Raw genomic sequence first — 26,594 nt, forward strand, 5'->3', positions numbered from 1 at the left:
AAAAGCATCCGTTATGGATGCTTAATTGTTTCCAAATGTTCAGTTACTCGTTCATTGCCTAGTTTCCAATACTCTTCATCCATTTCAAATCCAATGTAATTTCGGTTAGTATTAATACACGCAATAGCAGTTGTAAAACTACCCATACAATTATCTAATACTGTTTCGCCTTCCTTTGTATAAGTCTTAATCAGATATTCAAATAATGCTACAGGTTTTTGTGTCGGATGAAATGTTTTACTATCTCTCGGAAAATCTATAACAGACTTTGGATAGTTGGTATATTTCTTTACATGCACCTTATTTAAGGATTCATTGTTTCGCTTGCCGAATACTTTCATGTTGTTTATTCTTTCTTTTTTGATTGGCTTATTCAATAAGATTAAATCTTGCGGATAATATTTAGGTAACTTCTTATAAAATACGAGTACATTTTCATGGTTTTTTAGCGGCATTCTATTTGCATTCGGAAAACCTGTTACATGATTTCTTTTTTTCCAGATCCATTCATAACGGAACAATTTAATGTTTGAAGCAATCAATTTTGTTGTGAATGGCTGGCTTGCAGTTAAAAGAATAGCTCCATTATCTTTTATAATCCTTTCGTATTGCTGCCACAATAGATCAAATGGAATAATACTATCCCATTTACAAGCAGTTGTCCCATAAGGCAGATCGCACAAAATCATATCTACACTTTTGTCTGGGATCATCTTCATACCTTCTAAACAATCCATATTAAATACTTTATTTAACATCTGTTATCTCTCCCATTTCCATTGTTTTTAAATTTCATGAAAGCGTTAGAAATCATTCGAACAATAGAATACGGTATGTGAAGTTTTATCCTTCTTCCAGTCACCTAATGATACTGCGTGATCTGCTGTAACATTATTAAGTAACTGGAAGAAGAGCAAAAGCTCTCCTCATTAACGGTAACATCCAATCAGTACCATCTGCTGGTTTCGGATTTTATGTGCCGCCATAATGAAGCCGTTTAGAAATTTAGAAACAACATAGTGAGTTGTGTTTTCCGCCACTTCTCACAATACAAATATATCACGTTGATTCCAAAACAACCGGCACATTTCCTGCCAAAAAGCGGTCACTACTCTGCCACTTTTTTCGGACTAACAAACTGTAATATTAAAGCCGATTTAAGTAATTGGAATAATTTAAGTGCATCTACCTTAGAAAGAGTATTATAGTCATGAAAACCATGAGCTATTGAATTACGATTAAGGTTTGTTCCTAATTCATCCGGAGCTGTAATAAATGTATTGTGAAAAGTTCTAAGAACTGATGCAACAAAGACACTTTTAATTTTTTCTATCTCTAGCTCACGATATTCTTCCGGCTTAATCTTTTTATAAATTCCCCTTATTTTAGGATTAGACTTAATTGATATCATTTCTTTTGTTATGTCCCCCTTAATCCAAAAGGTAATAACATGCTCAAACGCTGCAAACAATGGCATAATGCATAGTTTATATAAACCTAGTTTGTAGGCTTCATAAGCCTCTTCAATTAAAGTTACATGAATTTCATACATAGGATTTCGAATCATTTCTGCCACATATGCTTCCAGATTTCCTTCCACATACTTTGATAAATTTTCCTCTTTTACATTACCGTTAACTAAGGATGTGGCAATCTCCATATCTAAACACCAATACTCTTTTTCATGTTCAAATAAAACCCTATCAATCTGTTTTAATTCTTCTGCTACAGCTTGATTCAATATATCCCAATTTATATTTTTGTATTTGTTTATTTGTTCGAATAATGGCTGGTATTGTTCTTGTATTCTTTTTTGCATTTCCAACATTGGTTTGAATTGTTCTTGTATGTTTTTCCCAAACTCCAGCATTGGTTTGAGTTGTTCTTGTACGCTCTCCCCAAGCTCCAGTATTGGTTTGAATTGTTCTTGTACGCTCTTCCCAAACTCCAGCATTGGTTTGAATTGTTTTTGTAAGTTTTTTCCTAACTCCTGCATTGATCTGTTTTCTTCTTGTATTCTTCTATATGAAGCTATATACTCCTGATCGACTTTTGGTATTTCATATCGATAAGGAACTATTTCACTTTTTTTACCTAACACATCTCTATTCTGCTTTTTCTTATTTTCCCTCTTTAGATATCTTCTTTTTTTTCCCATACTTAGCACCTCTTTCCTATAAATATTCTATCATCAAAATATTTAAGGAAAAACATTACTTTAATGACTTACCCATATCTTATATTTTGTGTAACTAAGCCAAACGCTACAGCCCTTGATATTCATAGCTTCATAATACTTCCCCTTTTGAGTTACACATCACAAAAAAAATGATTAACTTGAGTTAAAAAACAAAAAAGACGGCTTACCAGCCATCTTTTTCACCTAACATAATTACTTTAAATTTCTATGTAATACTAATATAAAAACTCAATATTTTCACATAAGTTTCATTTCTAAATCTCTTAATGCTTATATTATTTAGACACTAGTTAACTTATTCTTTAAAGACTCCAGATATATTTTAGGTGGTTCTGTTCCCGGTTCAGTAACAACAATATGTTTTCTTTCCTTTATATAGTCAATCAATTCTTTTATCTTTTCGTCATATGTTCTATTGACTATATAAAACTTGCAACCCGGCGTTAGACTATCTATAAATAAATTTATCTCTTTTCGATCACATTCCGAATAGGAATGTCCAACAATAACAAAATGATTAATAGGAAACCTTTGGTTATGCTGCTCATAAAAATCAAAACAATATTTAACCCAATCAATCTTTAATCTGTTGTAATTCTCTTGTGTTGGAGGAATAATATCTGGTTGAAGACGCGGTGAAATCCACTTATCTTGAGGAAGCGCTGTAACCACTGCTTCTCCATTGATGAAAGTTTGATTATTAGAGAACCTAGAATTCCAAGCTGATTCTTCATCCATTTGTATTACATTTTCCGCCAGGTCGAATTCTATTGATCCATGAGGCTTAATTATAGGCAAAGAATTAATAAGCCCTTCATTTAGAACCCCTATTCTTCTATAAGGATTTTGATATTCTACAAGTTTTAAATACTTTTCGAGTAAGGTATCGTAATTAAAAGATATGGCACAACTTAAATTTTTCTTATATTTTTTTAACCACTTCAACCATGGCCAATTTTCCCATATATTGTTTTCTAATTCTAATTGAAGCAAAGAATAACTTAGAGCTAGGAATCTTCTTAGCTGATAATCTCTTTCTTCAAATTCATCTGGGGAATCTTCAATCTCTAAAAACATTCTAATAGCTTCAAAATCATCCCCTAATCGCTTCGATAAAGGGATTAAATGATCTCTAATAAGAGGTAATTTATCTATGAAACTTTCATAAGAAATTCGTTCACTCCCAAAATTACTCAAAGGTTTAGACGAGTCCAGGTTTATTTTTTTATTTCTCCTTTCATTTCTAATAAAATCTATAGTAAATCCATTTCCTATCAATAAACATACATTATCCAAATTAATCCTCCCCATACCTTATCAATTTCACATTAAAAACACTTTATTCTTAAATAGCATATATTTAAGAAATTTCTTCTTCGCTATATAAATGTACTCTACATTAATGAGCCACTACAATTATAGATCAAAAAATTTCAAATGCAAAACAAAAAACGTTATATTATTATATCTTAAACTTCCTCATAGCTTTATCCATGACATCCTGATTCACACCTATATAACGTAATGTAACCCTTTCTGAAGAATGATTAAATATCTCCATAAGTAATGCGATGTTCTTTGTTTGCTTGTACATATGATATCCAAATGTCTTGCGTAATGTATGAGTCCCGATTTCATCTAGCCCAAACTCTTCAGCAGCCTTTCTAAGAATCTTATAAGCCATGCTCCTTCCGATAGGTCTATTTGTCCCTTGCCTACTGCGGATTAGATATTCGTGGTCTTCTCTTTCTTCTATATACCAGCGCAATTCCCTCTTCAATGTAGGTGTAATCTCAATTCGTTTTTGTTTACCCGTCTTCATTTCACGCATGGATATATGGCTTCCCTTTAAATCTCCAACCTTCAGTTTTAAAATGTCACTAATACGTAGACCAGTATTAATTCCCATCACAAACAAAATATAATTACGCTCGCTTTTTTCTTTTAAATATTCTTTGATTAGCTGTATGTTCTCTGGATCACGTATTGGTTGAACGAAATTCATTATTCATTACCTCCAGTTTCTTCTGTCTCGTAAACTTCTAACCCAAGTGCAAAAGCAAGTTTATAAAACGCTTTAGACTTCCAACGTCGATACGTACGCTCTGACATCCCTATTTCGTTATATACCATGTAATCACATACGTCCTCTTCTTCTAAATAACGTTTATAAATAATCTCTCTTTGAATGCTTCCTGCCCGTCCGTTCCCTAATCGATTTAGAAACTGATCAATACGTAATGACATTCTTTCAAGCCACTCTTCTCGTTTGCTTTGTTGAATATTTGCTATAGCAACATCTTCTAATGGTTTTCCAACTGCATGTGTTGGACCATGCTCACGTATTTCATAAGAAGGAGTGACTTTCATTTCTTTACGCATCATCCCAAATTGTCTATGTATACGTACGCTTTCCAACACACATTCTAATTCCTCTTGTGTTGCTGTTCTATCGATTTTTGGTAAGAAAGATAATTGTTTAGTCATGTAAGACCACTCCTTTTTATTTTTAAATTATTTTTGTCTTAATGCTCCACGTCTGCGTTCATAACGTGGTCCATGGATTCCCATTAAACCTTCAATATCACGAGTGCTTAACTTCTCTTTTCGTTTTTTCTTAGTTTTTTGTTTTGATTGCTTTTTCCACTCACGTAGCTGATCTCTTAGTGCCTTCATTTCCCCATCTCCCTTTTCAAAATAAAAAGGACACCTATTCCTAAAACAGCTTTAATTACTGCTTTAATGAATTGGTGTCCTCTAGTTTTCTAGCCGGACTGTATTCTGTTTTCATTTATTTGATAATACCAGCCTGCACAAAGATGTTTCTCCAAGCTTTATTAACTTGGTATTTATCAACGGCTATCGCACGACGAGCGATAGCTTTTCTTGTTTTCTTTTTCTTCGCATTTTCCATTCCTCTCATCCCTTTCATACAAACATCTCTCATTTCCATTTTGGAGCGTTTTACTCCTTTTGATACTATTACATTCAAAAATAATCTAAACGTGAATTGTACCTATTTTATAAAGTCCTTTTCCCCACAAAAGGATTATTTCGTTTAAACCAAGCTTAAATCTTTCTTAATTCATATTAAAAACTCACAATACATCTCAAAAATTTAATATAATGAATTCAACAGAATATTAGGAGTGTAAAAAATGCAAAATACAATACTACTTATTATTTTTACGTTTGTAGCAATTTGTTCAATTTTTTCCTTAGTAAAAGAGTTTAAAAAACAAAAGAAAAATACCATTTTGATTTTCACTGACATCTTACTTTTTATAGGAATGTTATTATTAATAAAGGACATTTTAATTTACATATAATAATTTTTTCTCCAACCCCATTGGATCCGAGCAGTTAGCTTTTGCTAGCTGCTCTTTTTACCATCTTCGTACGCAATAACACCTATACCATAACTACATATGAGCGTTAGCATGAGCACAGGGAATCCTGCTTTATATGCAAAAGCCTGTCCGAATAATGCTAGGATCACAATCAATGTACCTAACGCCCGCATATCCATTCCCCTTTTCTACAAAATGAAATTTTTATTATATTTATTAATTCATATATATATCTGATCAATGTATGAAGAATATCATTTCCTCTTTAAGCATCTTTATGAACAAAATTTATAACCTTTACTCCGCTTGGATCTATATTAAAAGTAATGGTTTCTATGCCATTCGGAGGGTTATGAGCCCCTATATAAGTTTTATATTGAACTGTAACGATAAAACTAAAGTTTTCTTTTGGAAACCGTTCAACTTTTAAAATTTTTGCGTCCGTTAAACTATATTGGTGATTTGGCCCAAGCTTATTTCTGATAACTTTGCTTGCATATGGTGCTAATAAAGTATTATAAGAATCATAAAAATCTTGATTATCAATATTAACTGCTTTGGTATCTAGCGGCTTTAAAAATAAAACTGCTATTAAAATTCCCAAAAACAAACTAATCACTTTACTTTTCAACATATAATCACCCTTAATTAATTTGGATATCCGTTAACCTCCCCAGCATAAGAGATGACTATTCTTCATCCTTATCTAACTTCTTTTTATTCAAATAGCGTTTTTATTGAAAACTCACTTTGATTCACTTTGTTTATGGTATAATCTGTATAATTCATTTTTTCAAGAAAGGATAAAGCAATGAGAGAATACTTTGGTTACATTTCAATGTTTTTAACTTCAATCGTGTTTTTTGCTTCATTATCTGGGCATACAAACAATTACTTAATTTATTTAATACCTATCTCAATTGTTTTAGCTATTCTTGCTCCGAAAGGAGATACAGCGAAAAAAATTACTTTTGCTATGTTAATTTTTTTAGGTATTTTAATTGCTTGCGCATTAATTATTGGTGCTATTATTGGCGCAGGGTTAGCTGAATCACAGCTACAACATTTGAAATAATTCTATTTCTCTCAAATAACGATTTTGTTTAGTTTTGCCCCATCCATTTTTTATACGTCTTTCCGCTAAACACATTTGTCTAGAAAACCCTATATTATTGAACAGGGTTATCGACTCTCAACTTGAAATTTTTTACTTTTTATGATGTAACCACCTATAATGGAAATATACTTTTTTCAAAGGAGGCATCTAATGTTTATATCAAATAGGATTGGTTTATTTAGCTGGATTGCAACTTGCCTATACTTTTTAATTGAACCTTTCTTTATTTTCACTTCTACAGCACCTTATAACTATTTGCATCATGCAATGAGTGATCTAGGTGTAACAACCTGTGGAGAATTCACCTACGAAATAGCCCCTTATGAAATATGCTCCCCTAATCATTTTTGGATGAATTTACTCTTTATCATTAATGGAATAACATTTTGTATTGGAGTACTTTATATTTCACAACATCTAGAAAAAACAAGAATTAATAAAATAGCAACATTTTTTATACTTATAATAGGAGTCTCCACTATAGTTTCAGGATTAATTCCTGCAGATGTAAACCTAATTGGACATTCTATTCTAGTTTGGATAGGTATGCTTACTGTATTTCCAGGACTATTTATTTTTGCTAAGAATCTTAAAAAAACTAGAAAATGGACATATTTCTGCTTACTAAGCTTAATAGTAATAACAATCCTTATCTCACTTGTTTTTCTTTTCCCCTTACCTGCAGGTCTACTACAAAGGCTTTTTTATTTGGTTCTTTTCGTTTGGGGAACTGTATCAACCTACAAATTAATAAAATAAAGATTTTGTTACACTTTTGTAACCACTATGGTCAAATATGTGTGTTACGCTTTATAAGACTTTGCAACTTCCCTTTGCAACCCTATATAATTTCTGCCCCTGTGTCCCTAGGGGCAGTTTTTAATATAGAATAAGGATTTTATTAAAAAATACTCGCTTTCAATTCCTCTATTTCCGTCATTTTGATTCTGTTTTCCCCTTATAACAAGATGAACTTCTATGTTAACCATATAAAAAATCAACCTAAATATGGTAAAATTTAAATAAGGTAGGTGAATATAATGAGTGGATTTGTAGTTTGCACACTTGTTGGTCTAATCATTGTAATAATGGGTTATCTGATTCATATTAAAAAACAATTATTTCTTATTGCCGGATACCAAGATGCTACTTTTATTGGTGATAAAAATAAACTAGCTAAATTATTCGGCATATTTGCTTACATAGTAGGAATTGCTACTTTTCTACTACCTTTCGGACTTGAACTTTTCGGCGGCATAAGTGGCAAAATCTATGCAACCTGTGTTGTTGCAGGTACAGTTTTTGTTTTGGTTAGAAAACAAATGATTAATAAACCTTTTTAAAAAGAGTCTTAATATGGCTCTTTTTTTATTAATACAACTAATTCAAATAACTATTTTGTTTAGTTTTCTTCCTGCTTTTCAACACAATCATTGCAAGTCCACACTAAGCAATTACTATCAATAAACGGATGTGGTTTTCCGCACTCTTTGCATTCACTCATCTCTCATTCCCCTTTTCTATTCAAATAACGCTTTTGTTATAAAACATTTGTTAATAATTCCGCTTTCAACTTCTCTTGTAATCTCACGAACGTTTCGTTTGAGAATCTTACAGCTGCACTTGGATACTTTTTCACAAGAAATGCATTTTCATCGTCTAATGATGTACCTTGATACCAATCAAAATGCGCAAATTCAAAAGGCATATATTCAAGATCAGTTCTAAATTGTGCAAGAGATTCTTTTTCTTTTTTACTTTTCGATTCATCAGTTTGTTCTAAAATTGCTTCTTCAATATCCTTAAACGTTTGTTCTTCATCAATTTCACTTTTACGGGCAATTTTGCAAAACATTTGATCCGGTCTCATTTCAATTAAAAACTTCCTTACATCTTCACCTTCAGTTAAACAGAACTGGTTAGCAAAGTTACCAAAATCCGTTATTGCTGTAACCGCTCCATTTGAATCAAAAAGAAATATTCCCCATCCCTCTCCGCTTACTGATGGTACTGTATAACGATATGTTTTAATCTCAGCCATTTCTCATTCTCCTTTTTTAATAAAATTCAAATTTTTTTTTAATCAAATACATCAATCACATGTAAAAGTTATGTAAAGATTGCTATGATTCAATCAATCCACCCTAGAAACGTTATATAATGAATTTGCAAGCCTCCGGTTTGCAAACGACTAACTTTCTGTACGACATAACTCTTTGCTAGGAGAAATCCTAGCCTTTTTTATTTCACATCAACACGTTTTTGACTAGCTTCCCTCCTAATCTAGTGCCAGAAATTCAGCTCTGGTACGGTTTGAATGAGTTATCCTAATCTTCTGAATACCTTTTCCATGTTCTTTTATCGTTACATTCCAAGCTTCATTTTCAGTCTTAGCATCAAAGCAATCCATCTTTTGCCGTTCCTCTTTATCGTAGAAATGTACTTCATAGCTTGGATTCAAAAACTTTTCACTGGTACTTATCGCGTTGTAGCTGAAACTACCTATAACATCATCAATTGTTAATTGCTTCATAATCGCATCTCCAGTTATTTAATTTTTTCTGTGCTTGTAGTTGATACACGATCAACTTTCCCACCTTGCCAAGTAATTACTTGTTCCCCAAATCCTGTTGCTGGAGGATTCAGCGGAGTAACCTCACCATTTTTGACTACATAAATTTTATTATCCTTAACATCGATTTCAATTTTCGTAGGCTTCATACGACTGAAATCCTCCTTTTTCTTGTTAGCTAACTTTTTGTTGTCGATTCCGTTGCAACTCTTGCTTCATTGACTCAAATTTTATTAACCACGCTTTCCAACGCTTATCATTTTCTTCTTGTTGTTGCTTTGCCACTTCACAATTACAGCCGTTCGTTTCAATCACACCCGGATAAGTTTCTTTACGAATAATTCCTGTATTACGGCATAATACACACATGTTTATTCCTCCTTATTAGAAACCTAAATTTGCAAGCCTTTGATCAGCTGTTGTGAATTTCAAAACCTTTGAATCACCCAATAAGCGACTAACTGTTTTAGCATCATATTTATTAAAAAGTTGTTTTCCAGTAAAGTTTGTTGTAGTAAATGTACTCATTCCTTGTCTAGCATTTGATACCGCATATAAAAGACGTTGTATGAAGTCTGAAGCTTGTCTGTTTGAATCTGTTGAACCACTTTCCGCACCAAGATCATCTAATACAACAAAATCAGCTTGTCCAATTAATTGAACGAAATATTGAAGTGTATATTTACTGCTCTTATCATCGAAAGAATCCATAATCATTCTTGTTATCGCTTCTAATTCAACATACAAGCAACTTTTCATAAGATGATAATTTTCTTCTTCTTGACTGATATCCCAGAAATATTGATTTAATTCATGAAGCATGCTGTATGCTAGGAAACTCTTTGCCGTCCCTTGATTTCCTGTAAATACAACTTTTCTGATTTCTCCGTTCTTTAAATCCTCCAAAGTTTCTTCTACAGCTTTCTTGTGACTGTTCGTTTCATCACACCCGATTCTATAATCAGATAATCTTGAAAGAGGTATTTTCTTATTTGTAATAACGCTAGCCTTTTCTAGCATGTTAAATTTCTGCAATCGATTAATTTTTTTATAGTGAGCATTAGCCTGTTCCTCTAGAACCTTGTTGTTTTGTTCAACTACACATCTAGGACAAACCACTTGCCCTTTGTATTCAATCATTTGAACTGGCTTAATAACTTTTTGTCCTCCTATTTCATAGGAATGATTCATACATTGATCAGAATGGTAATTCACCTTCGATTCCAGGGATTCTGCCAGTTTTTTCATTGGTATTGCCATTTCTATTCGCTCCTTTTTTACCTTTGTTTTTAAACTCTATTTCTGCTGCATTAGCATCAGCTAAAGTACGAATGTTTTTGTTAACCCACTGTTTTAAAATGCCCTCAGCGTAGTTCCATTTTTTCTGTTGTTTCAATGCACGTTCCATGGCTGCTTGTACAAGTTCTTCGCTTGTATCGTTTGCCCATTTGGTAATACTATCGGCTACGAATGGATTTAAAATCCCAAAATTATTTTCATAGAATGAGAAGATGTTACTACTACTTACATTCTTTGTAGTAATCTCTGTAGTAATCTCTGTATTTGTCTTTACTTCTAAGTTGGGAGAGTCATTACTTTTAAGTAAAGAGGGTGATGACTTTGGAGTAAAAGGACTGTTTACTTCAAAGTAACCAGGGTCTTCTATATTTTGATACATACTAGAGATTAGTTTGATTTCATTTGCTACCGGTTCTACAAACATCACATTATTTAAAACTTTCCCTTCAATGTGGATAGTTCGAAATTCAATCTTGATAAGAGACATTTCCGTTAACAAGTCACACGCTCTTTTTACCTGTAATTTTGAAAATCCAAATGTATTCGCTAATTGTTGATAACTCTTTTGTAATTTATCTGATTTGAATTTTTTCTTATACGTTACTTTTCCACTTTCTTCATCACGGATAACCGTAGGTCTGTACCAATAAACGATTTCACTTAAAACCATAATTGCTACAATATGAGGTTTACCGTTGCTAAAAGTGATGTAATTAAACCATTCATGATCTACCACGTTACCTTTAAAAGTTAATCCACCGATTTCAAATATAGTGTTTGTCATAAACTATTACCTCCTAATGCAAATCGCCAAATGTGCTTGTCCACTTTTGGTAATTCGTTGAATTTCATAATGCGGATAACCAACACTGAAATATTGTTCAATCATTTGTTTTAATTCTTCTTTTCTTTCTGCTAAGTCCCAGAACTTATTAGGTAATAGCACTTGATATTCAATTAAATCCATGTACTATTTCTCTACTTTCCGTGATATACTTAAAACATCTTATTTTTTACAAAGGACCCATTGCCGTGGGTCTTTTTATTTTGTTCTACGCCACTCCATGCCCATACTTTTATTGGTTCGTAAGTGATGTAAAATAACCATGCACTGAGCGCGATAAACATTCCGAATATAGCTAACGATGTTGTATCTTCCACTAAATCACCTCCTTTTTATCAGATGCGCATAATTCTAACCAATCCTTGATTCTTCTTTTTGCGCTTCAAGCCATGCTTCTAAATCTTTCTGAAGAAAGAGTAACTTACGCCCATCTCTAATTACTGGAAACTCTGGGTGGTTTGCCAATTCATACATTCGACAAACTGCTATGTTTAGATAAGCTGCCGCCTCCTTCACTCTCATTACTTTATTTGGTTGTGCTTGTTGTTGGAATGATGCTAATGCTGCTTGAATTTCCTCTCGAATAACTTCGCGAATTGATTCTTTAATGATTTGATCTAATCCCATTTCGCTTTCCCCTTCCTGACGGTTAAATTTAAGTTAACCTTTTGTTAAAAAAATAAGATAACTATGAGTTAACCAATTAATAAATCATCTACTTTTATTTCGTACAACTTAGCTAGCAAACCCAACTTAGAAATGCTAGGTTGTCGATCACCTGATTCCAGTAGAGAATACGCACCTTTATGTGTGTAACCTATGTACTTGGCTACAAAATTTTGACTATAACCACGTTGTTCCCTTAAGGATTTCACCTTCTCTATATTTAGTTTTATCATGTCATCACCTTTTGTTTAATTCGTTAATTTGAGTATACACAAAGGTTAACTTAAAGTAAACCCCTAACTTTTAAATTTTCTAAAGGGTTGTCTTAGAGTTAACTTATCTGTTACATTTTATATAGTAAGTTACTGTAATACTATTACAGTAATACACAATAGTGGAGTATCTGCATTTTTTGTAGAAGGGGAGAATTTTAAAATGAATCACGAATTGATTAGTCGAAGGGTAAAAGAAATTAGGACTGAAACATTAAAAATGAGCCAAAGAGAATTTTCTGAGGCATTAGGAGTAAGTAAACCTCTTATATCTATGTGGGAAAACATTAATAATGAAAAAGGACCATCTAAAGAGATGGCGATTAAAGTAGCTAGATTGGCTAATGTATCTGTTGCTTATGTACTTGGAGAATCTGATGAAAAGAATCCTATCACAAGTGCCCAAGACGAATTTGAAGAATTAATAGCTCAATTCAGAGAGAAAGACCCAGAAAAACAAAAAGAGATTATGAAATTATTTAAAGACTTAATGAAACTAACAGGCGATTGATAGCATTAGAAGCTACCGATCGCCTGTTTCATTTTCATTATAATTTCAAGTGATTTTTCATCACCCTCATGTGCAGCTTTCGTAACCTCCAAAAATTGCGCTTCGAATTCTGCTACTTCTGTTACTGATAAGTTTTCTATGTTCTCTTTAGTCATCCCCAACATCCTCCAGTATTTTCATTATAGTTTGTGAATCGTTCACAAAGTTTCGGACTTTGCCTTTTCTTATAAAATCCGAACTTCCCCTAAAAGCACGAAATGCGACCACCCTTTTCAGGATGATCGCATTCATATATCTAATATTAAATTTTACCAGCCGCCACCGCCTGGTTCATTTGAATACATAATTACATTCTCATAGCTTGTAGCTTCTTGTTTTGGTTCTTCAACTTTTTTATCAGCTGAGAAAGCAAACAACCCAGCAATTGCTAATATCGGTAAAAGCATTAAAATCTTTTTCAATAAAATCACCTCATTCCATGCTTAATTATACCATTTTTTCAAATATAGCCCAAGTACAATTGTGGGATTTTTGCATAAAAAAGACTTTTTTTCTCTAAAAACATCTTGTGGGATTTCTCTAATAAATATTTATCATTTCTAGCCAATCCCAAATAGCAAGTTTGGAATTCATTTAATGCTCCATTTTCTTTTTCTACCTCTAATAAATACATTTCTGCTTGTTCTTTATTTCCTTTTTTCAATTCCAAATATGCATATCCATCCTTGTCTAAATCAGGCGGTACATCGTGTAAATCTCGATAATGGTGAATTTTCAAGAAGATTAATGTGTTCTTTACTCTTTGTATTTTTCTTTTTATATCATCGTTATCTTTAAAAATCCCATCGTTTAATACAGTCAGTGCACATTCCAAGTATTTTTTAGACCTTCTGTAATCTTCGAAAATATACGATTCTCCTAAATTATAAAATGAATTAGCCTTTTGAATTTTGAAATTAGGATTTTTATCACAAATTTTAAATAGTTCTATAGAATTTTCGCGAGCTTTTTCAATTTCATTTTGCATTAAATATGTTACACACATTCCCTCTTTAATACGAACTAAATAACTGTTACGGATGTATTTATTTGAAATCTTTTGCGCTTTTTTCTCTACACGAACTATTCTTTTGAATAACAATTTATATTCTTTCATTTGGTAAAGTGTTTGACATAATAATATCTCAATTAAAATCTTCATTTCTTTAGAAGAAACATCATTCTTCTTTTTATCTAGTTCATCATAAAATGCATAAGGATCATACTTCGGTTTACTATTTTGTTTATCTCTGCAATGTTCGTAAATTATTTGATAAATCTCCGCCCATTCTCTATTAACATCTGTTGATGATTTTAACTCCTCATCAATCAGCTCTTTTAAGGAATCGAATTCTCGACGGAACGCTGCATACTCTAAAGCTTCCCTTTTGTTTTCTGGCTTAGCGTACGTCAGGTATTCAAAGATCATATTATTTTTAATTTCTGGGGCTTGCTGTTCATATAACCTCATAATGATTTTCACTAAATATATAAAACTAATTTCAATGCGACCATTAAGAATATCGGATAATGTACTCTTGGCAATTCCGATATACTTCGCTAACTCTTCTCTAGTAATTTTTGAAGCGAATAAATCATCTGTTATTTTTCTTATAAGTTCATTCATTACTTGGTTTCTATCTTCTTCAAATGTTATCTCACTCACTACATTTTGCCCCCTTGTTGGACAAAAAAAGACACGTTGCCCCTAGGCTTTTACATTTAAAGGAAAACGTGTCATTATATCTAGATTGTATGTTATAATTATGTATGAAGGCTTATGACAAGTGTTTTCCCTAGTCGGATTAGGGAGGACGGTGAAAGAGTGCGACCAACACTACTTGCACAGTCATGGGTCTTTTTTTACGTCCATTTATTTTATTATTTTCATAATATCACATTTTTTCCAAAATTCTGTCGTGTGATTATCAGAAAAATGTTGAGAAAGTTTTAAAATCGTTATATACCAACGTTCTCGATGGATATCGAAATACAATATGCAATTTTGCATTTTTCGTATTATGATCCTATATGCATATATTACCACTAAACACTAAAGAATAGAACGCAAGTTCTCATTTTAGGTTAACTTTATTTTTTAGCAATCATATAATATATTATGATTGTTTTACAATCAATTATAGTATGTTTAACTCTTAAAGACTATACTCAAATTATGAAAGCGCTAGAATTGTTTGGTCAAAATTTAAAAAAGCTTAGAAAGTCTAGGGATTTAACACAAGAACAACTCGGTGAACAACTAAACCTTAGTAGAAATCAGATAAACAATTACGAGAATGCAATGTTTGAACCGAGCATGGAAACACTTCTTCAAATCAGTAGTTTTTTTAATGTATCGTTAGACCTACTTTGTAATGGTTATAACAACACAAATGACGTAATATTGCGTAACACTTTCGAAGAAGTTCAACAAACGTATGCGGCGTTAGAAGAACCTAAACGAGAGCGTTTTTGCAAACAACTCGTGTTTTATTCTAAAGTCTTAGCGGAGACTGACGAGTTGTTATGATTTGATTGTAGAAGAAATCATTTCCATTTTCAAATTGTAAATTTTTCTTTTTTTACAATTTAAGAAAGAGAGCCGATGCTCTCTTTTTTTTCTGCAATAAACAAAGAGCCGTTAGGCTTCGCCTATGTACTATACACCTGTTCCTGGGTCTAATCTTACTTTCCAGCCACCAGGATCAGTTACTTTGTGCCCACCTGGATCCTTTGTGAATTCTCTCATAGTCTTCTTTCCTCCCTTATCTAAATTTATTAATATTTTACTATTATTTAACAATGAATGACAATCATATCCTATAACTGAATTTGTTCATATATGGTAGAATATATCCATCGCTGATATGTCCAACTATGTAATTTTCATAGCAGCAAAATTACAACTAGCCTAATACAACATGAACCAAAACAAAATGAAGGAGTGGTTTAAGTGAAAGGACATATTCGAAAAAGAGGAAGTAAATACTGTATTGTTGTTGATATCGGACCTGATCCAGAGACAGGGAAAAGAAGACAGAAGTGGTTTTCTGGGTATAAGACAAAAAAAGAAGCTGAAAAAGATGTGGCAAAAAAGATTACGGAATTGAATGAAGGTACTTTCTTAGAACCTTCGAAAATCACTTTAAAAGAATACCTTTATGAGTGGCTTGAGATAAAGAAAATGAGCATTCAGAAAAGTACTTATGATGTGTATAAATCTTTTATAAACACTCACATTGTTTCCTCTATTGGAATGGTTCCGTTATCTAAGTTAAATGTTATGCATATTCAAAAATGTTATAAAAATTCGCTGGACAATAATTCTGCTAAAAACACTACACTTCTAGCGCATCGTATTTTAAAAAGCGCTTTAAATTTGGCAGTGAAACAACGTATCATAAACCAAAATCCTGTTGCCCTTGCTGAAATACCTAAATCAGAAAAAACCTCTATCCAAACATGGACAGAGGACGAAGTAAAAACATTTTTGTTACATTCACAAGATTCACGATATCATACTGGCTTTGTTCTGGCAATAACTACAGGAATGAGGTTAGGTGAAGTTTTAGGTTTACGCTGGCAAGATGTTGATTTCGATAACCATACAGTTACAATTAATCAAACATTAGGTCATGATAATAAAATTAAAACAAGTACAAAAACAAATTCTTCGAAGCGTACAATCCCTATTCCTTTAGAAGTAATTGAAGAATTAAAAAAACGTAAACTTCAAGTAAATAAAGAGAAATTAAGAATAGGTTCAGCGTATCATGATTTAGATTTAATTACTTGTAGCAATTTAGGAAAAGTTACAACAAGATCTACTTTTGGAAGGCACTTTGATAAGATAATTCAAAATGCAGGGATTAAAAAAATTAAATTTCATGATATAAGACATACACATGCAACTTTATTATTAAAACAAGGAGTGCATCCAAAAGTTGTTAGTGAACGTTTAGGTCATACCGATATCTCTTTAACTTTAAGGGTGTATTCTCATGTCTTACCAAATATGCAAGAAGATGCTGTGAAAACATTCGCAAAGAGTATATTTTGATACCAATGTTTGCAAAATGTTTGCAAACACATATTTAAACGCTTAAAAACATTGATTTAAAGGGGTTTATATCACAAACGATTTAAAACGTTATATATTATAGCAGAAATACCAATAGAAAGATGCGACATTACATTGAATATTTATTCGTTCAACAAAAAAAAGCTACCCTATTCTATTTCCTAGAAAGGATAGCTTTCTCAACGTACATTTAAATACCTATCTTTGTAAACCTCGTTTATAACGACTCGCTTCAAATATTATACGCTCTTCATCTAATGTTTTACATTCACCGTTCCAAACGACACGCTTTCCGTTAATTATTACATCACTTATATCTTTTCCACTTGCTGCATATACAAGATGTGATAACACTTCATCTGCTGGTTGTAAATGTGGCTTATTAGATGGATCAATTGTAATAAAATCGGCACACTTTCCAGGCTCAAGTGATCCTGTTTGTTTCATCCCAATTACTTCAGCTGCTCCTTTCGTCGCAAGAGAAAGAGCTGTCTCAACTGGTAATGCCGTTGCATCTTGATGAATACCTTTTTGTAATAAAGTCGCAATACGCATTTCTTCAAACATGTCTAAATTATTGTTAGACGCAACACTATCTGTAGCAATTCCTACTTTAATCCCTGCTTCTAGCATCGCTTTTACATTCGCTATACCAGAGCCTAGTTTTAAATTACTATTCGGATTATGAGCTACCCGAACATCATGTTCTGCCAAGAAAGCACGCTCATTTTCATTTAAAACAACACCGTGTGCAATGACTGTTGGTCGCTTAAATAACCCGCAGCTTGCCGCATATTCTACTGGACGTTTCCCGTATTTTGCTTCAATATCATGTACTTCACGCTCCGTTTCAGAAAGGTGAATATGAACCATAGTTTGATTTTCTACTGCAATACGTGCACACTCTTCTAACATTTCTGTAGAGCATGTATATGGACTATGCGGTGCAACCATCGTAGTTAACATACCACTTTCCTTATAATAGCGCTTCACATATTTCTCAGCTTCTTCAATCGCTTTCTTTTCATCTTCTTTCGTTCCGAAGCTGAACAAAGTTCTTGAAACAGCAGCTCGCATTCCGCTTTTTGATACCGTTTCCATAATTGCATCTTGGTCTACTCCAATTGGGTTAAACATATCAGAGAATGTTGTCGTACCACTTTTCACCATTTCAAGTAACCCTAATTCCGTACTAGCAACGGCAAGTTCCGGAGTAAATTGACCCTCTAAAGGCCAAATTCTCGTCTCTAGCCACGGCTGTAATAACATATCATCTCCGATACCTCTTAAAAGACTCATAACAACATGTGTATGTGTATTTACAAGCCCTGGTAAAATCCACTTTCCTTTCATGTCTATTACTTCATCCACTTCATAATAAGAAGGGATTTCTCCACTATTCACTTCTATTATTCGATCATCTTCTACAATGATATATCCGTTTTCTAACACTTCATTTTGTTCATTTAACGTTACAATCGCAGCGCTTACATAAGCTGTTTTCAAAAGTATTTCCCCTTTCAACTCTATGTAGTTCCCTTTAATCAGTTACCACCATTATAGTAACTTATCAGCGATTAAGAGTCAAAAGATAATTTTAATTCTTTAGCTATCTTTTCCTTCAAAATGTCATATTGTATTTCATTCGTATCTGCAAATGCTTCTTCACGGCTCGACTTAATGTCCATATATTTTAATTTTTTATGAAATTGGCTCCACGTAAAATCATGTCTTTTCTCATCGACCATATTGTAAAAATGCCACACTTCTCCTATCTTCGTCTTTTTTATCTCTCCCCCGCATAATTCTTGAACAATAAGGGCCGTTACACCACATTGTCCCTTTGCTGGGTTTTCGCTCGTCCACTTAGAACTCGTTTCTATTGACCAGGATTTTCTTAATGCTTCATATATTTGTTTAATCTTTATGCTATCCATTTTCAGCATCCCCTGACATCGGTAGTTTTACACATCGTATTGTAAAAGAGGTAAAAGACGATTTTTATACACTGTTGATGGTGTCTCACCGATTAACTTTGCCCCCATTTTCAAATAAAACCCTTTCGCATTTGGGTCACTATCAATCGTAAAGCTGTTTAGCCTTAGTTCATTTGCTTTTTCTATAACAAAATTCCAAAGTATTTTTCCGTATCCTTTTCCTTTATAACAAGGGTGGATGTATAGGAAATCGAGAGCATTTTCATTACATAAAAATGAGAAAAATCCAATCTTTGTATTATCATTTTCTAAAACATATACAAAATTTTTTTTTATGTAATCCTCTGAAATCGTTAAATCTTCCTTACAAGCTAAAATAAATTCTTCACTATAATCCCAAGTAGCTTTTGAATGTAGTGCGAGTTTACTTAATTCATTTGCTTCACTTAATAAAGCTTCTCTTATCTTCATGATTCTTTTTCCTCACCTTCGATATGTAAACTACTAAAATGATTCGGAAAGTAATTCAAAAAACCTTTTATTTTCATAGATTAGAAATCAACTTGCTAATCTATGTATCTACACTATTAACATCGACTCTTGCTAATAAAATAGCCTCATATATAGAAAATATTTTTTTAAATTATTTAATTTACCTTCGCTCCATAACATCTCGCAACTGCAACCGCCTGCGTTATATCTAATTTCACGTTTTTTAAATCAAAAGCTTTAAAATCAATTCTATCAACTACAGCTCCTCTTAAATCTGCACCGCTAAGTTTTACTTTGCCTAATTGGGCGCCCGTTAAATCCGCTTCACGCAAATCTGCTTTTTCTAAATTACATTCATATAAGTCAGCTTCAATTAAACGAATACCCTTTAGAATTTGTTTACTTAAGTTCGCAAACCTTAAATTCGTATATGACCAATCGCCTGATATAATTGTTATTCCGTCTAAATTCGCCTCTTCGAAATCAGAACCAGTCATTTTACATTCTTCAAACTTAGATACAAATAAATTCGCACCAAAAAACCTACAATTAGCAAACGTAGTTCCTTGATGGATAGAAGCATTAAAAAGAGTACCGGTAAAATCACATTCTATAAAATTACAATTTTGAGTAAAAACTTCTGATGCATCTATCCCTCTAAAACAGCATTTTATGAAGGTGCAATTTTTCAATTCCTCTTCTTTTATCCAAACATCTTGAAAATCTATTTCTACATATTCTTTATTTACAAATTCACTCATAACCAATCCTCCAATTTCTCAAAAAACCTCACTTCAGCATGAAGTGAGGTTTCTTCTTATACAATATGCTCTTCTAACCATGAAATCAAATCTTGAAATACATCTTCTCTATTCACTTCATGGAACATTTCATGTCTACCATTTTCATATAAACGAAGTGTTACATCTTTCACACCGCATTTTTTATAGTTTTCATATACTTCTTTTACACCTTTCCCCATATCCCCAACAGGATCACGATCTCCAGAGAAAATATGTATTGGAAGATTTTTCGGAGTCTTCTCATATTCTTCTAATCTATTTACTTCAAGTACACCATGAAATAATTCTCGATAAAAGCTCGTCGTACAAATGAATCCACAGAATGGATCAGCAATATATTTATCAACTTGACTTATATCTGAAGATAACCAATCAAACTTCGTACGATTCGGCTTAAAGTGTGAGTTGAAATTTCCGAAAGATAAGAAGTTTAGCATCGGACTTTTCGTTTTTGCTCCGCGTAGTTTCATCTCAATTGTCGCTACTTTATGACCAATGACGCCTAAAAACCCTGGATTCCCCCCAGTTCCTGAAATGAGAAATCCATCATATAGTTCGCCTTTAAGTTGGACAGCTCGTCTTGATAAAAAAGAACCCATACTATGTCCAAGTAAAAACAGTGGACATTTTTGTTCTTTTTTTATCGTTTCCGATACAAAAATCACATCAGACACAGCCTGATTCCAGCCTATATCTGGCTCAAAATGACCATAGTCCTCTTCTCTTATCACTGTTTTCCCATGTCCTTTATGATCATGAGCATAAACACCGTATCCTGCTTCTAATAAAGCATCAATAAATTCTGTATACACACCTGCATGTTCTGTCATACCATGTGCAATTTGAACAATCCCCCGCAGATTGTCTTTTGGTAACCACTTGCGTAAATAAATTTCCGATTCATCCAATGCCGTAACGAAATTTTCCTGTATGTTCATTTCGACACCTCCCAAATCTATTATGTATATTTTCTTTTAATATGAATATGCATTCATTATTCTTATTATGTATTATATGCAATTGCTTTCATTATGACAAATGATCTATTTTTCCGATTACATTCTAAACTATTACCTTGACGAATTAATGATAAGATTATATAGTTACTTACATAAAGTAACTATTATATTTTTAGGAGGTTTCATTTATGATGCCATCATTATTCTTAGCACATGGTTCACCAATGCTTGCTATTCAAGATACAGACTATACACGATTTTTAAAAACACTTGGAGAAACATATAAACCGAAAGCAATTGTTATTTTCACCGCTCACTGGGAAAGTGAAGTATTGACGATTTCTTCTTCAGATGACGAATATGAAACAATTTATGATTTCGGTGGATTCCCTCCCGAGTTATATGAAATAAAATATCGAGCTAAAGGTTCTTCTCACATTGCAACTATGCTGGAAGCGAAATTTAAAGACAAAGGAATTCCAGTCCATAAAAATACGACGAGAGGTTTAGATCACGGCTCATGGACACTCTTGCATCGTATGTATCCAGAAGCAAATATTCCTGTCGTACAAATATCAGTAAATCCTTTCCTTCCTGCAAAAGAGCAATTTGAAATTGGAGAGGCACTAAAAGGACTTGGACAAGAAGATATTTTAGTAATTGGCAGCGGTGTTACCGTTCATAATTTACGAGCACTCAAATGGAATGAAACAACACCTGAAAAGTGGGCAATTGAATTTGATGATTGGATTATAAATCATATGCAGACTAATGATAAAGATACATTGTTTAATTGGGAAAAGAATGCTCCTCATGCACAATTAGCTGTGCCAAGAGCAGAACATTTCGTTCCTTTATTTATCGCAATGGGAAGCGGTGAAAATAAAGGAACCGTCATTCACCGTAGCTACGAGCTCGGTACGTTAAGTTATCTTTGTCTTCAATTTTAATGAAAAAGGATGAAGCGTATATTGCTTCATCCTTTTCCTTTTTTCATTCACCTTGTTAACTAACTTCCAAATGTTGCTTCTCCGATAATTCCGCGTTCTTACTATGAAAATATACCCAAATACACGCAATAAATAAAAGTGATGATGTAGAGAAGAAAACATATTGGAAGCCTGCATGAGCTGCAATTTGTCCACCAAGTACTGGCCCAATCATATTTCCTAAAAACTGAAACGACTGATTATATCCAAATATTCGTCCCGTTACATGGGTTGGTGTATGTTGTTTTAGTAGAGTTTGTACGGAAGGTAATAATCCTGCTTGTGCAATACCTAATAAAAAACGAAGTATTAATAGTTGCCAAGCTGAGGTTACAAATGCTTGCGGGATAAAAATAATTCCTGCAGCAAACAACGCTACAACTAAAGTTTTTTGAGGACCAATATGATCTGATAATCTTCCTAGCTTAGGAGCTGCCAAAATAACTGCTAATCCTGTTGCAGACATGACTGCACCTGCAATCATTTCAATATGATTTGTTCCTGGTCCTGCCAAATGCTTTACGTACAACGTAATAATAGGTTGAATTGACATATTTGCAAGCTGAATAATAAACGTTGCCACAAATAAACTTATTATTAAATGTTTTGCTGGGACCATCGTCCATACTTTTTTCGGTTGTGCCTTTTTTGCTTTAGCAGAGTGATTCTCTTCATGTAAGAAGAAAAAGACGATGAGAAAGGAAAGGAATAAGAAAGCTCCTGTTACTAGAAAGACATGGCGCATTCCGATTAACTCAGATAAATAACCTCCGAGTATTGGCCCAAGTAATGAGCCACTCACGCCTCCAGTTGAAATTGTAGAAATTGCCCAACCTGAATGTTCTTGCGGAGTTTCTGCTGCAATAAATGTCATCGCTGTAGAAAGGAAACCTGATACCGCTCCCATTAAAAACCGAAGTGCGACTAATTGATACACATCTGTCACAAACCCCATAAGCGTCATAATTATCGCCATACCAAGACTCGCACGAATAAGCATCAATTTCCGTCCATGTATATCACCAAGCTTTCCCCATATCGGTGATACGATCGCACCCATTAAAAATGTTACACCAAATGCAAGTCCCGACCACTGTGCAATACTAGAAGTGCCAGTCACTCCTAATTCCTCAATATAAAAAGATAAAAAAGGAATTACTAAACTCATACCGGCTGCAGTGGTAAAACAACCTAGCCAACAAATCATTAAATTTCGTTTCCAGCTGGCCATTTTCACACCTTCTTTCATTCGATACCCATTCTACACCGTTTCCTGGAAAAAGTTTAGTAATTTGCCTTATACATTATAAAACCCTATAGCTCGTGCTATTTTTGTATAGAAAACAAGTTTTTGTAACAGAATCAATCTTTTTTCTCAAAAATACTCCCTGCGTTCCTATACTATTTTCTCCATATAAAACCACCTTCCTTTGCATTGTAGCAAAGGAAGGTGGTTAATTATCTCCTACAGGTATTAAACGTGCATTGCAGCATCGCTCATAAAACTCAATCGGACCTGCTTGTCCTATAATTGCATACTCATATCCATTTTTCTTCATATTATATAAACAATGATGCAACAACTGTTTCCCTACTCCTTTCACACGATTATGTTTCGCCGTTCCCATCGGGCCAAATAATCCTTTCTGTCCGCTTACAACATCGTAACAAACGAAACCAATGATTGCTCCTTCCTGCTCAGCAATATAAATAGGTAACTCTTCTTTATATGCCCGAAATCCATAATCTATAGATTTTAACCAGCGCTCACCAAATTCACGATTAACAAAACGTGCCAACTTTTCAAAATCAGAAGAGCTAGCTCTTCTAATATTACAGCTTAAATTATTATAAATAGGATCAAATCTTTTTAAATTAACCGTTAAATCTCTTGGTTCAGATGTAATACACAACAGCTCTTTTTGCACGTTTTTACTTATAGCTTTATCAATAACTGTATCCACTTGAAAAAGTGCATATAAAACATGCCCCTCATTTATTAATACTTGCTGAAAACGTTCCATCCGTTTCTTCGCTACTTGTAAAACTTCTATCGTCTTATATGAAACTTTATACTCTCCAACGTCTATATATTCTTTTTCATTTACATAATATCGTTGTAATAATGATATTTCTGCTAAAAAATCCATACCCATCTTGTGAAATAAATACATATATAACTCACCACAAACTCCTGTACCTTCCTTACAAGCACCTATGAATAAATGAACAGGATGAATAATACCTTTATTACACCCAGCCTCTCCTGCTGCAATCTCCAATATTTTGTGTACACGCTTTGTGAATTGAGTTTCCTCCATATGTATCACTTCCTTTAACGATTTTATATCAAACCGTATCCATATATAATAGAAACAATTACTCCAACTACTAATATACCTGGAAGTAAATTTGCCACTTTAATTTTAATGAATCCAAGTAAGTTTAATCCAATTGCAAAAATCATAATCCCACCAGTTGCTGTCATTTCAACTATAAATTGATTCATTAACTTCTCTGGTACAAAACTATTAATTTGAGTTGCGAAGATTGCAATTGCTCCCTCATATAAGATAACTGGAATCGCTGAAAATACTACGCCAATTCCAAGAGTTGTCGTCAATATAATAGAAATGAACCCATCGATAATCGCCTTCGTAAATAAAACATCGTGGTTCCCACGAATACCACTATCCAATGCACCAAGTATCCCCATCGCGCCAATTGCAAAAATAAGAGTAGCTGTTACAAAACCTTCTGATATACTTCCTTTACCTTTCGATCCAACTTTATTCTCTAGCCAATCTCCTAAACATTTTAACCTTTCTTCTAATTGTAGCCATTCCCCCATTACCGCTCCAATAACTAAACTTAAAATCACAACGAGAAAATTTTCACTCTTCAATGCCATTTGGAGTCCCAGTACCATGACCGCTAAACCAATTGCGTGCATAATCGTTCCTTTCATACTTTCTGGAATATTACTAAATAATTTACCAAGTAAAGTACCAACTATAATACAAACCCCATTTACAACTGCTCCTAATATAACCATTTTACATTCTCCACCCTCTGAATTCTTTATTACTACATTCTGGATTACACATTGATTTAAAGGTTATCTATATGTTAACTTAATATTATGAATATTAACAAATGATTTCCACTATTAAAAACTCGCTTTTTCACATCTATGAATCTAGTTATAACTTACTTTTACTACATCCATTATGAGCATCATCGTGGAAGTTCACGATTACGGTACAAAGTGAGACTTTAGTCAGTGGGAGGTTTTTCATCTCCTACTACTTACTAATTAAATAAAGCGGGATAACACAAAAGGGACGGTAGCTATGAAAACTTTATTAAAACGACTTATTTTAATAGCCTTTTTCATTACACCAATTGTTTTATTAATCAATTACACTTACATTTCAAAAGCAAAAAATAAACCAGATATACAAAACGCATCAAGCAAGGCAAATTCAACGGCTGAAAAGAAAACCGAAGACCCTGAAATTACACTCACCTTCTCTGGTGATACGATGTTTGATTGGCAATTACGTCCCATAATTGAAAAGAATGGGGCTGATTATCCGTTTCAACACGTAAAAGAGGAAATAACGAAAGCTGATATCTCCTTTATTAATTTAGAGTCTGCATTTACAACAAAAGAAAAAAGAGTGCCTGGTCAACAATTTTGGATAAAAAGCGATCCATCTACACTACAAGCAATTAAAAATACTGGATACGATATTGTCAATATTGGCAATAACCATACGCTTGATTATGGACAAGATGGACTACTAGACACCATTTCTCACGTCGAAAAATTAAAACTACCTTACACTGGAGCCGGAAAAAATGCTGAAGATGCCTATACAGCTCGTGAACTAACTGTAAAAGGGAAAAAGTTTAAATTTCTTTCTTTCGTACGCTTTATGCCTAACTTTAATTGGGTAGCTGGTGACAATAAACCAGGCGTTACAAACGGATATGATCTAGATCTTGTCACAAAAACGATTCAAGAGCAAAAGAAAGATGCAGACTATGTAATCGTCTATATGCACTGGGGCGTTGAAAAATCAAATCGCCCGGTAGAGTATCAAAAACAATATGTTCCTAAAATGGTAGAGGCAGGTGCTGACGCTATCGTTGGAAGTCACCCTCATTGGCTACAAGGATTTGAATATCACAATAAGGTTCCTATAGCTTATTCATTAGGAAACTTTTTATTCCCGAGCTACGTAAACGGAAAGAGTGCCGAAACAGGCGTTTTGACCTTAACGTTTAAAGGGAAAGATGTTCAAATGTCGTTCAATCCTTACATAATAAGAAACAATCAAATTTCTCCTGTGAATGAAGAAGAGAAGAAAAAAGCGCTTCAATATTTACAAACTGTTTCTACTGATGTAGAAATTGATGAAAGTGGTAAGATAATTAATAAACGAAAATAGAAAGAG

At 33.3% G+C, this 26,594-nt stretch carries 38 protein-coding genes; 8 read left to right on the forward strand and 30 right to left on the reverse strand.

Annotation, left to right across the window (positions count from 1 at the left end; all coding sequences use genetic code 11):
- Window positions 1-11 precede the first annotated feature (11 nt).
- The 9 genes from ACTFQM_RS06190 to ACTFQM_RS06230 all read right to left on the reverse strand — a co-directional run bounded on the left by ACTFQM_RS06190 (window position 12) and on the right by ACTFQM_RS06230 (window position 6,184).
- Window positions 12-758 carry a DNA-methyltransferase gene (locus tag ACTFQM_RS06190; RefSeq protein WP_440033779.1) on the reverse strand — a complete coding sequence of 249 codons (747 nt, stop codon included), beginning with the start codon at window positions 756-758 and terminating at the stop codon, window positions 12-14.
- Between the two features lie 350 nt (window positions 759-1,108).
- Window positions 1,109-2,158 (reverse strand): hypothetical protein, encoded by a 1,050-nt coding sequence (locus ACTFQM_RS06195; RefSeq protein WP_440033780.1) that lies wholly within the window; start codon window positions 2,156-2,158, stop codon window positions 1,109-1,111.
- 321 nt (window positions 2,159-2,479) lie between these two features.
- Complete coding sequence (locus tag ACTFQM_RS06200; protein WP_440033781.1) at window positions 2,480-3,496, reverse strand: hypothetical protein; 1,017 nt, start codon at window positions 3,494-3,496, stop codon at window positions 2,480-2,482.
- A gap of 166 nt (window positions 3,497-3,662) precedes the next feature.
- Window positions 3,663-4,205, reverse strand: a complete 543-nt coding sequence (locus ACTFQM_RS06205; protein ID WP_440033782.1) for a site-specific integrase — start codon at window positions 4,203-4,205, stop codon at window positions 3,663-3,665.
- The gene (locus ACTFQM_RS06210; protein WP_440033783.1) at window positions 4,205-4,687 is read right to left on the reverse strand and encodes an ArpU family phage packaging/lysis transcriptional regulator; all 483 of its coding nucleotides are present in this window, start codon (window positions 4,685-4,687) and stop codon (window positions 4,205-4,207) included. The genes ACTFQM_RS06205 and ACTFQM_RS06210 overlap by 1 nt, the downstream gene beginning before the upstream one ends.
- A 27-nt stretch (window positions 4,688-4,714) precedes the next feature.
- Window positions 4,715-4,876, reverse strand: a complete 162-nt coding sequence (locus ACTFQM_RS06215) for a hypothetical protein (RefSeq protein ID WP_440033784.1) — start codon at window positions 4,874-4,876, stop codon at window positions 4,715-4,717.
- Window positions 4,877-4,991: 115 nt separating this feature from the next.
- Window positions 4,992-5,114: a DUF3983 domain-containing protein gene (locus ACTFQM_RS06220; RefSeq protein WP_440034394.1), complete on the reverse strand. Its 123-nt coding sequence runs from the start codon at window positions 5,112-5,114 to the stop codon at window positions 4,992-4,994.
- A gap of 459 nt (window positions 5,115-5,573) precedes the next feature.
- On the reverse strand, window positions 5,574-5,723 hold the full coding sequence (locus tag ACTFQM_RS06225) for a hypothetical protein (RefSeq protein WP_440033785.1): 150 nt from the start codon (window positions 5,721-5,723) through the stop codon (window positions 5,574-5,576).
- Between the two features lie 92 nt (window positions 5,724-5,815).
- Window positions 5,816-6,184, reverse strand: a complete 369-nt coding sequence (locus ACTFQM_RS06230) for a DUF3888 domain-containing protein (protein ID WP_440033786.1) — start codon at window positions 6,182-6,184, stop codon at window positions 5,816-5,818.
- A gap of 177 nt (window positions 6,185-6,361) precedes the next feature.
- On the opposite strand from ACTFQM_RS06230, the gene ACTFQM_RS06235 reads away from it, so the two are divergent.
- The 3 genes from ACTFQM_RS06235 to ACTFQM_RS06245 all read left to right on the forward strand — a co-directional run bounded on the left by ACTFQM_RS06235 (window position 6,362) and on the right by ACTFQM_RS06245 (window position 8,010).
- Window positions 6,362-6,625, forward strand: a complete 264-nt coding sequence (locus ACTFQM_RS06235; protein ID WP_440033787.1) for a hypothetical protein — start codon at window positions 6,362-6,364, stop codon at window positions 6,623-6,625.
- Between the two features lie 192 nt (window positions 6,626-6,817).
- Window positions 6,818-7,426 carry a DUF998 domain-containing protein gene (locus ACTFQM_RS06240; RefSeq protein ID WP_427356302.1) on the forward strand — a complete coding sequence of 203 codons (609 nt, stop codon included), beginning with the start codon at window positions 6,818-6,820 and terminating at the stop codon, window positions 7,424-7,426.
- A gap of 281 nt (window positions 7,427-7,707) precedes the next feature.
- Window positions 7,708-8,010 (forward strand): DUF3784 domain-containing protein, encoded by a 303-nt coding sequence (locus ACTFQM_RS06245; protein WP_440033788.1) that lies wholly within the window; start codon window positions 7,708-7,710, stop codon window positions 8,008-8,010.
- A gap of 197 nt (window positions 8,011-8,207) precedes the next feature.
- Here the strand turns inward: ACTFQM_RS06245 and ACTFQM_RS06250 are convergent, their stop codons facing one another.
- From ACTFQM_RS06250 to ACTFQM_RS06295, 10 genes are all read right to left on the reverse strand, one after another.
- A complete protein-coding gene (locus tag ACTFQM_RS06250; RefSeq protein ID WP_440033789.1) occupies window positions 8,208-8,708 on the reverse strand; it encodes a hypothetical protein in 501 nt (166 codons plus the stop codon).
- A 237-nt stretch (window positions 8,709-8,945) separates the two neighbouring features.
- The gene (locus ACTFQM_RS06255; RefSeq protein WP_440033790.1) at window positions 8,946-9,200 is read right to left on the reverse strand and encodes a hypothetical protein; all 255 of its coding nucleotides are present in this window, start codon (window positions 9,198-9,200) and stop codon (window positions 8,946-8,948) included.
- A 14-nt stretch (window positions 9,201-9,214) separates the two neighbouring features.
- Window positions 9,215-9,388: a DUF3954 domain-containing protein gene (locus tag ACTFQM_RS06260; protein WP_440033791.1), complete on the reverse strand. Its 174-nt coding sequence runs from the start codon at window positions 9,386-9,388 to the stop codon at window positions 9,215-9,217.
- A gap of 25 nt (window positions 9,389-9,413) precedes the next feature.
- The gene (locus ACTFQM_RS06265) at window positions 9,414-9,608 is read right to left on the reverse strand and encodes a hypothetical protein (RefSeq protein ID WP_440033792.1); all 195 of its coding nucleotides are present in this window, start codon (window positions 9,606-9,608) and stop codon (window positions 9,414-9,416) included.
- A 15-nt stretch (window positions 9,609-9,623) separates the two neighbouring features.
- Window positions 9,624-10,499 (reverse strand): ATP-binding protein, encoded by an 876-nt coding sequence (locus tag ACTFQM_RS06270; RefSeq protein WP_440033793.1) that lies wholly within the window; start codon window positions 10,497-10,499, stop codon window positions 9,624-9,626.
- A complete protein-coding gene (locus tag ACTFQM_RS06275) occupies window positions 10,438-11,322 on the reverse strand; it encodes a DnaD domain-containing protein (protein WP_440033794.1) in 885 nt (294 codons plus the stop codon). The genes ACTFQM_RS06270 and ACTFQM_RS06275 overlap by 62 nt, the downstream gene beginning before the upstream one ends.
- 6 nt (window positions 11,323-11,328) lie before the next feature.
- The gene (locus tag ACTFQM_RS06280) at window positions 11,329-11,505 is read right to left on the reverse strand and encodes a hypothetical protein (protein WP_440033795.1); all 177 of its coding nucleotides are present in this window, start codon (window positions 11,503-11,505) and stop codon (window positions 11,329-11,331) included.
- A 29-nt stretch (window positions 11,506-11,534) separates the two neighbouring features.
- Window positions 11,535-11,699, reverse strand: coding sequence for a hypothetical protein (locus ACTFQM_RS06285; RefSeq protein WP_440033796.1), 165 nt, complete (start codon window positions 11,697-11,699; stop codon window positions 11,535-11,537).
- Window positions 11,700-11,733: 34 nt separating this feature from the next.
- Window positions 11,734-12,009 carry a helix-turn-helix domain-containing protein gene (locus ACTFQM_RS06290; protein ID WP_440033797.1) on the reverse strand — a complete coding sequence of 92 codons (276 nt, stop codon included), beginning with the start codon at window positions 12,007-12,009 and terminating at the stop codon, window positions 11,734-11,736.
- A gap of 68 nt (window positions 12,010-12,077) precedes the next feature.
- Complete coding sequence (locus ACTFQM_RS06295) at window positions 12,078-12,281, reverse strand: helix-turn-helix domain-containing protein (protein WP_440033798.1); 204 nt, start codon at window positions 12,279-12,281, stop codon at window positions 12,078-12,080.
- Window positions 12,282-12,483: 202 nt separating this feature from the next.
- Here ACTFQM_RS06295 and ACTFQM_RS06300 point away from each other — a divergent pair, with 202 nt between their 5' ends.
- Window positions 12,484-12,831 carry a helix-turn-helix domain-containing protein gene (locus ACTFQM_RS06300; protein ID WP_440033799.1) on the forward strand — a complete coding sequence of 116 codons (348 nt, stop codon included), beginning with the start codon at window positions 12,484-12,486 and terminating at the stop codon, window positions 12,829-12,831.
- Between the two features lie 5 nt (window positions 12,832-12,836).
- Here ACTFQM_RS06300 and ACTFQM_RS06305 read toward each other — a convergent pair whose 3' ends face one another.
- The 3 genes from ACTFQM_RS06305 to ACTFQM_RS06315 form a co-directional block, all read right to left on the reverse strand.
- A complete protein-coding gene (locus tag ACTFQM_RS06305) occupies window positions 12,837-12,986 on the reverse strand; it encodes a hypothetical protein (protein WP_440033800.1) in 150 nt (49 codons plus the stop codon).
- A 153-nt stretch (window positions 12,987-13,139) separates the two neighbouring features.
- On the reverse strand, window positions 13,140-13,292 hold the full coding sequence (locus ACTFQM_RS06310; protein WP_440034418.1) for a hypothetical protein: 153 nt from the start codon (window positions 13,290-13,292) through the stop codon (window positions 13,140-13,142).
- Between the two features lie 38 nt (window positions 13,293-13,330).
- Window positions 13,331-14,536 (reverse strand): AimR family lysis-lysogeny pheromone receptor, encoded by a 1,206-nt coding sequence (locus tag ACTFQM_RS06315; RefSeq protein WP_440033801.1) that lies wholly within the window; start codon window positions 14,534-14,536, stop codon window positions 13,331-13,333.
- A 510-nt stretch (window positions 14,537-15,046) separates the two neighbouring features.
- On the opposite strand from ACTFQM_RS06315, the gene ACTFQM_RS06320 reads away from it, so the two are divergent.
- A complete protein-coding gene (locus ACTFQM_RS06320; protein ID WP_440033802.1) occupies window positions 15,047-15,400 on the forward strand; it encodes a helix-turn-helix domain-containing protein in 354 nt (117 codons plus the stop codon).
- A gap of 423 nt (window positions 15,401-15,823) precedes the next feature.
- Window positions 15,824-16,930 carry a tyrosine-type recombinase/integrase gene (locus ACTFQM_RS06325; protein ID WP_400527498.1) on the forward strand — a complete coding sequence of 369 codons (1,107 nt, stop codon included), beginning with the start codon at window positions 15,824-15,826 and terminating at the stop codon, window positions 16,928-16,930.
- Window positions 16,931-17,149: 219 nt separating this feature from the next.
- Here the strand turns inward: ACTFQM_RS06325 and ACTFQM_RS06330 are convergent, their stop codons facing one another.
- From ACTFQM_RS06330 to ACTFQM_RS06350, 5 genes are all read right to left on the reverse strand, one after another.
- Window positions 17,150-18,475 (reverse strand): bifunctional S-methyl-5'-thioadenosine deaminase/S-adenosylhomocysteine deaminase, encoded by a 1,326-nt coding sequence (locus ACTFQM_RS06330; RefSeq protein WP_142322835.1) that lies wholly within the window; start codon window positions 18,473-18,475, stop codon window positions 17,150-17,152.
- Window positions 18,476-18,528: 53 nt separating this feature from the next.
- Window positions 18,529-18,888: a YunG family protein gene (locus ACTFQM_RS06335; RefSeq protein WP_002171372.1), complete on the reverse strand. Its 360-nt coding sequence runs from the start codon at window positions 18,886-18,888 to the stop codon at window positions 18,529-18,531.
- Window positions 18,889-18,915: 27 nt separating this feature from the next.
- A complete protein-coding gene (locus tag ACTFQM_RS06340) occupies window positions 18,916-19,359 on the reverse strand; it encodes a GNAT family N-acetyltransferase (RefSeq protein ID WP_025150630.1) in 444 nt (147 codons plus the stop codon).
- Window positions 19,360-19,535: 176 nt separating this feature from the next.
- Window positions 19,536-20,141: a pentapeptide repeat-containing protein gene (locus ACTFQM_RS06345; protein WP_002171370.1), complete on the reverse strand. Its 606-nt coding sequence runs from the start codon at window positions 20,139-20,141 to the stop codon at window positions 19,536-19,538.
- Window positions 20,142-20,197: 56 nt separating this feature from the next.
- The gene (locus ACTFQM_RS06350) at window positions 20,198-21,121 is read right to left on the reverse strand and encodes an alpha/beta fold hydrolase (protein WP_002171369.1); all 924 of its coding nucleotides are present in this window, start codon (window positions 21,119-21,121) and stop codon (window positions 20,198-20,200) included.
- 209 nt (window positions 21,122-21,330) lie between these two features.
- Here ACTFQM_RS06350 and ACTFQM_RS06355 point away from each other — a divergent pair, with 209 nt between their 5' ends.
- Window positions 21,331-22,092, forward strand: coding sequence for a DODA-type extradiol aromatic ring-opening family dioxygenase (locus tag ACTFQM_RS06355; protein ID WP_440033803.1), 762 nt, complete (start codon window positions 21,331-21,333; stop codon window positions 22,090-22,092).
- 55 nt (window positions 22,093-22,147) lie between these two features.
- Here ACTFQM_RS06355 and ACTFQM_RS06360 read toward each other — a convergent pair whose 3' ends face one another.
- The 3 genes from ACTFQM_RS06360 to ACTFQM_RS06370 form a co-directional block, all read right to left on the reverse strand.
- Window positions 22,148-23,362 (reverse strand): multidrug efflux MFS transporter, encoded by a 1,215-nt coding sequence (locus ACTFQM_RS06360; RefSeq protein WP_002171367.1) that lies wholly within the window; start codon window positions 23,360-23,362, stop codon window positions 22,148-22,150.
- A gap of 223 nt (window positions 23,363-23,585) precedes the next feature.
- Entirely contained in the window at window positions 23,586-24,452 is an 867-nt protein-coding gene (locus ACTFQM_RS06365; protein WP_440033804.1) for a GNAT family N-acetyltransferase, read from the reverse strand.
- Window positions 24,453-24,475: 23 nt separating this feature from the next.
- A complete protein-coding gene (locus ACTFQM_RS06370) occupies window positions 24,476-25,186 on the reverse strand; it encodes a DUF554 domain-containing protein (protein WP_002171365.1) in 711 nt (236 codons plus the stop codon).
- 298 nt (window positions 25,187-25,484) lie between these two features.
- Here ACTFQM_RS06370 and ACTFQM_RS06375 point away from each other — a divergent pair, with 298 nt between their 5' ends.
- Window positions 25,485-26,588: a CapA family protein gene (locus ACTFQM_RS06375; RefSeq protein ID WP_440033806.1), complete on the forward strand. Its 1,104-nt coding sequence runs from the start codon at window positions 25,485-25,487 to the stop codon at window positions 26,586-26,588.
- Window positions 26,589-26,594 lie beyond the last annotated feature (6 nt).

It is taken from the genome of Bacillus cereus group sp. MYBK30-2 (assembly GCF_051915945.1).
Lineage (GTDB): Bacteria > Bacillota > Bacilli > Bacillales > Bacillaceae_G > Bacillus_A > Bacillus_A paramycoides.

What these genes read in the sequence shown, in the direction of transcription:
- ACTFQM_RS06190 (WP_440033779.1), bottom strand. Translation starts at nt 758, where the DNA reads ATGTTAAATAAAGTATTTAATATGGATTGTTTAGAAGGTATGAAGATG.
- ACTFQM_RS06195 (WP_440033780.1), bottom strand. Translation starts at nt 2,158, where the DNA reads ATGGGAAAAAAAAGAAGATATCTAAAGAGGGAAAATAAGAAAAAGCAG.
- ACTFQM_RS06205 (WP_440033782.1), bottom strand. Translation starts at nt 4,205, where the DNA reads ATGAATTTCGTTCAACCAATACGTGATCCAGAGAACATACAGCTAATC.
- ACTFQM_RS06210 (WP_440033783.1), bottom strand. Translation starts at nt 4,687, where the DNA reads ATGACTAAACAATTATCTTTCTTACCAAAAATCGATAGAACAGCAACA.
- ACTFQM_RS06215 (WP_440033784.1), bottom strand. Translation starts at nt 4,876, where the DNA reads ATGAAGGCACTAAGAGATCAGCTACGTGAGTGGAAAAAGCAATCAAAA.
- ACTFQM_RS06220 (WP_440034394.1), bottom strand. Translation starts at nt 5,114, where the DNA reads ATGGAAAATGCGAAGAAAAAGAAAACAAGAAAAGCTATCGCTCGTCGT.
- ACTFQM_RS06225 (WP_440033785.1), bottom strand. Translation starts at nt 5,723, where the DNA reads ATGCGGGCGTTAGGTACATTGATTGTGATCCTAGCATTATTCGGACAG.
- ACTFQM_RS06230 (WP_440033786.1), bottom strand. Translation starts at nt 6,184, where the DNA reads ATGTTGAAAAGTAAAGTGATTAGTTTGTTTTTGGGAATTTTAATAGCA.
- ACTFQM_RS06235 (WP_440033787.1), top strand. Translation starts at nt 6,362, where the DNA reads ATGAGAGAATACTTTGGTTACATTTCAATGTTTTTAACTTCAATCGTG.
- ACTFQM_RS06240 (WP_427356302.1), top strand. Translation starts at nt 6,818, where the DNA reads ATGTTTATATCAAATAGGATTGGTTTATTTAGCTGGATTGCAACTTGC.
- ACTFQM_RS06245 (WP_440033788.1), top strand. Translation starts at nt 7,708, where the DNA reads ATGAGTGGATTTGTAGTTTGCACACTTGTTGGTCTAATCATTGTAATA.
- ACTFQM_RS06250 (WP_440033789.1), bottom strand. Translation starts at nt 8,708, where the DNA reads ATGGCTGAGATTAAAACATATCGTTATACAGTACCATCAGTAAGCGGA.
- ACTFQM_RS06255 (WP_440033790.1), bottom strand. Translation starts at nt 9,200, where the DNA reads ATGAAGCAATTAACAATTGATGATGTTATAGGTAGTTTCAGCTACAAC.
- ACTFQM_RS06260 (WP_440033791.1), bottom strand. Translation starts at nt 9,388, where the DNA reads ATGAAGCCTACGAAAATTGAAATCGATGTTAAGGATAATAAAATTTAT.
- ACTFQM_RS06265 (WP_440033792.1), bottom strand. Translation starts at nt 9,608, where the DNA reads ATGTGTGTATTATGCCGTAATACAGGAATTATTCGTAAAGAAACTTAT.
- ACTFQM_RS06270 (WP_440033793.1), bottom strand. Translation starts at nt 10,499, where the DNA reads ATGGCAATACCAATGAAAAAACTGGCAGAATCCCTGGAATCGAAGGTG.
- ACTFQM_RS06275 (WP_440033794.1), bottom strand. Translation starts at nt 11,322, where the DNA reads ATGACAAACACTATATTTGAAATCGGTGGATTAACTTTTAAAGGTAAC.
- ACTFQM_RS06280 (WP_440033795.1), bottom strand. Translation starts at nt 11,505, where the DNA reads ATGGATTTAATTGAATATCAAGTGCTATTACCTAATAAGTTCTGGGAC.
- ACTFQM_RS06290 (WP_440033797.1), bottom strand. Translation starts at nt 12,009, where the DNA reads ATGGGATTAGATCAAATCATTAAAGAATCAATTCGCGAAGTTATTCGA.
- ACTFQM_RS06295 (WP_440033798.1), bottom strand. Translation starts at nt 12,281, where the DNA reads ATGATAAAACTAAATATAGAGAAGGTGAAATCCTTAAGGGAACAACGT.
- ACTFQM_RS06300 (WP_440033799.1), top strand. Translation starts at nt 12,484, where the DNA reads ATGAATCACGAATTGATTAGTCGAAGGGTAAAAGAAATTAGGACTGAA.
- ACTFQM_RS06305 (WP_440033800.1), bottom strand. Translation starts at nt 12,986, where the DNA reads ATGACTAAAGAGAACATAGAAAACTTATCAGTAACAGAAGTAGCAGAA.
- ACTFQM_RS06320 (WP_440033802.1), top strand. Translation starts at nt 15,047, where the DNA reads ATGAAAGCGCTAGAATTGTTTGGTCAAAATTTAAAAAAGCTTAGAAAG.
- ACTFQM_RS06335 (WP_002171372.1), bottom strand. Translation starts at nt 18,888, where the DNA reads ATGGATAGCATAAAGATTAAACAAATATATGAAGCATTAAGAAAATCC.
- ACTFQM_RS06340 (WP_025150630.1), bottom strand. Translation starts at nt 19,359, where the DNA reads ATGAAGATAAGAGAAGCTTTATTAAGTGAAGCAAATGAATTAAGTAAA.
- ACTFQM_RS06345 (WP_002171370.1), bottom strand. Translation starts at nt 20,141, where the DNA reads ATGAGTGAATTTGTAAATAAAGAATATGTAGAAATAGATTTTCAAGAT.
- ACTFQM_RS06350 (WP_002171369.1), bottom strand. Translation starts at nt 21,121, where the DNA reads ATGAACATACAGGAAAATTTCGTTACGGCATTGGATGAATCGGAAATT.
- ACTFQM_RS06355 (WP_440033803.1), top strand. Translation starts at nt 21,331, where the DNA reads ATGATGCCATCATTATTCTTAGCACATGGTTCACCAATGCTTGCTATT.
- ACTFQM_RS06360 (WP_002171367.1), bottom strand. Translation starts at nt 23,362, where the DNA reads ATGGCCAGCTGGAAACGAAATTTAATGATTTGTTGGCTAGGTTGTTTT.
- ACTFQM_RS06365 (WP_440033804.1), bottom strand. Translation starts at nt 24,452, where the DNA reads ATGGAGGAAACTCAATTCACAAAGCGTGTACACAAAATATTGGAGATT.
- ACTFQM_RS06370 (WP_002171365.1), bottom strand. Translation starts at nt 25,186, where the DNA reads ATGGTTATATTAGGAGCAGTTGTAAATGGGGTTTGTATTATAGTTGGT.
- ACTFQM_RS06375 (WP_440033806.1), top strand. Translation starts at nt 25,485, where the DNA reads ATGAAAACTTTATTAAAACGACTTATTTTAATAGCCTTTTTCATTACA.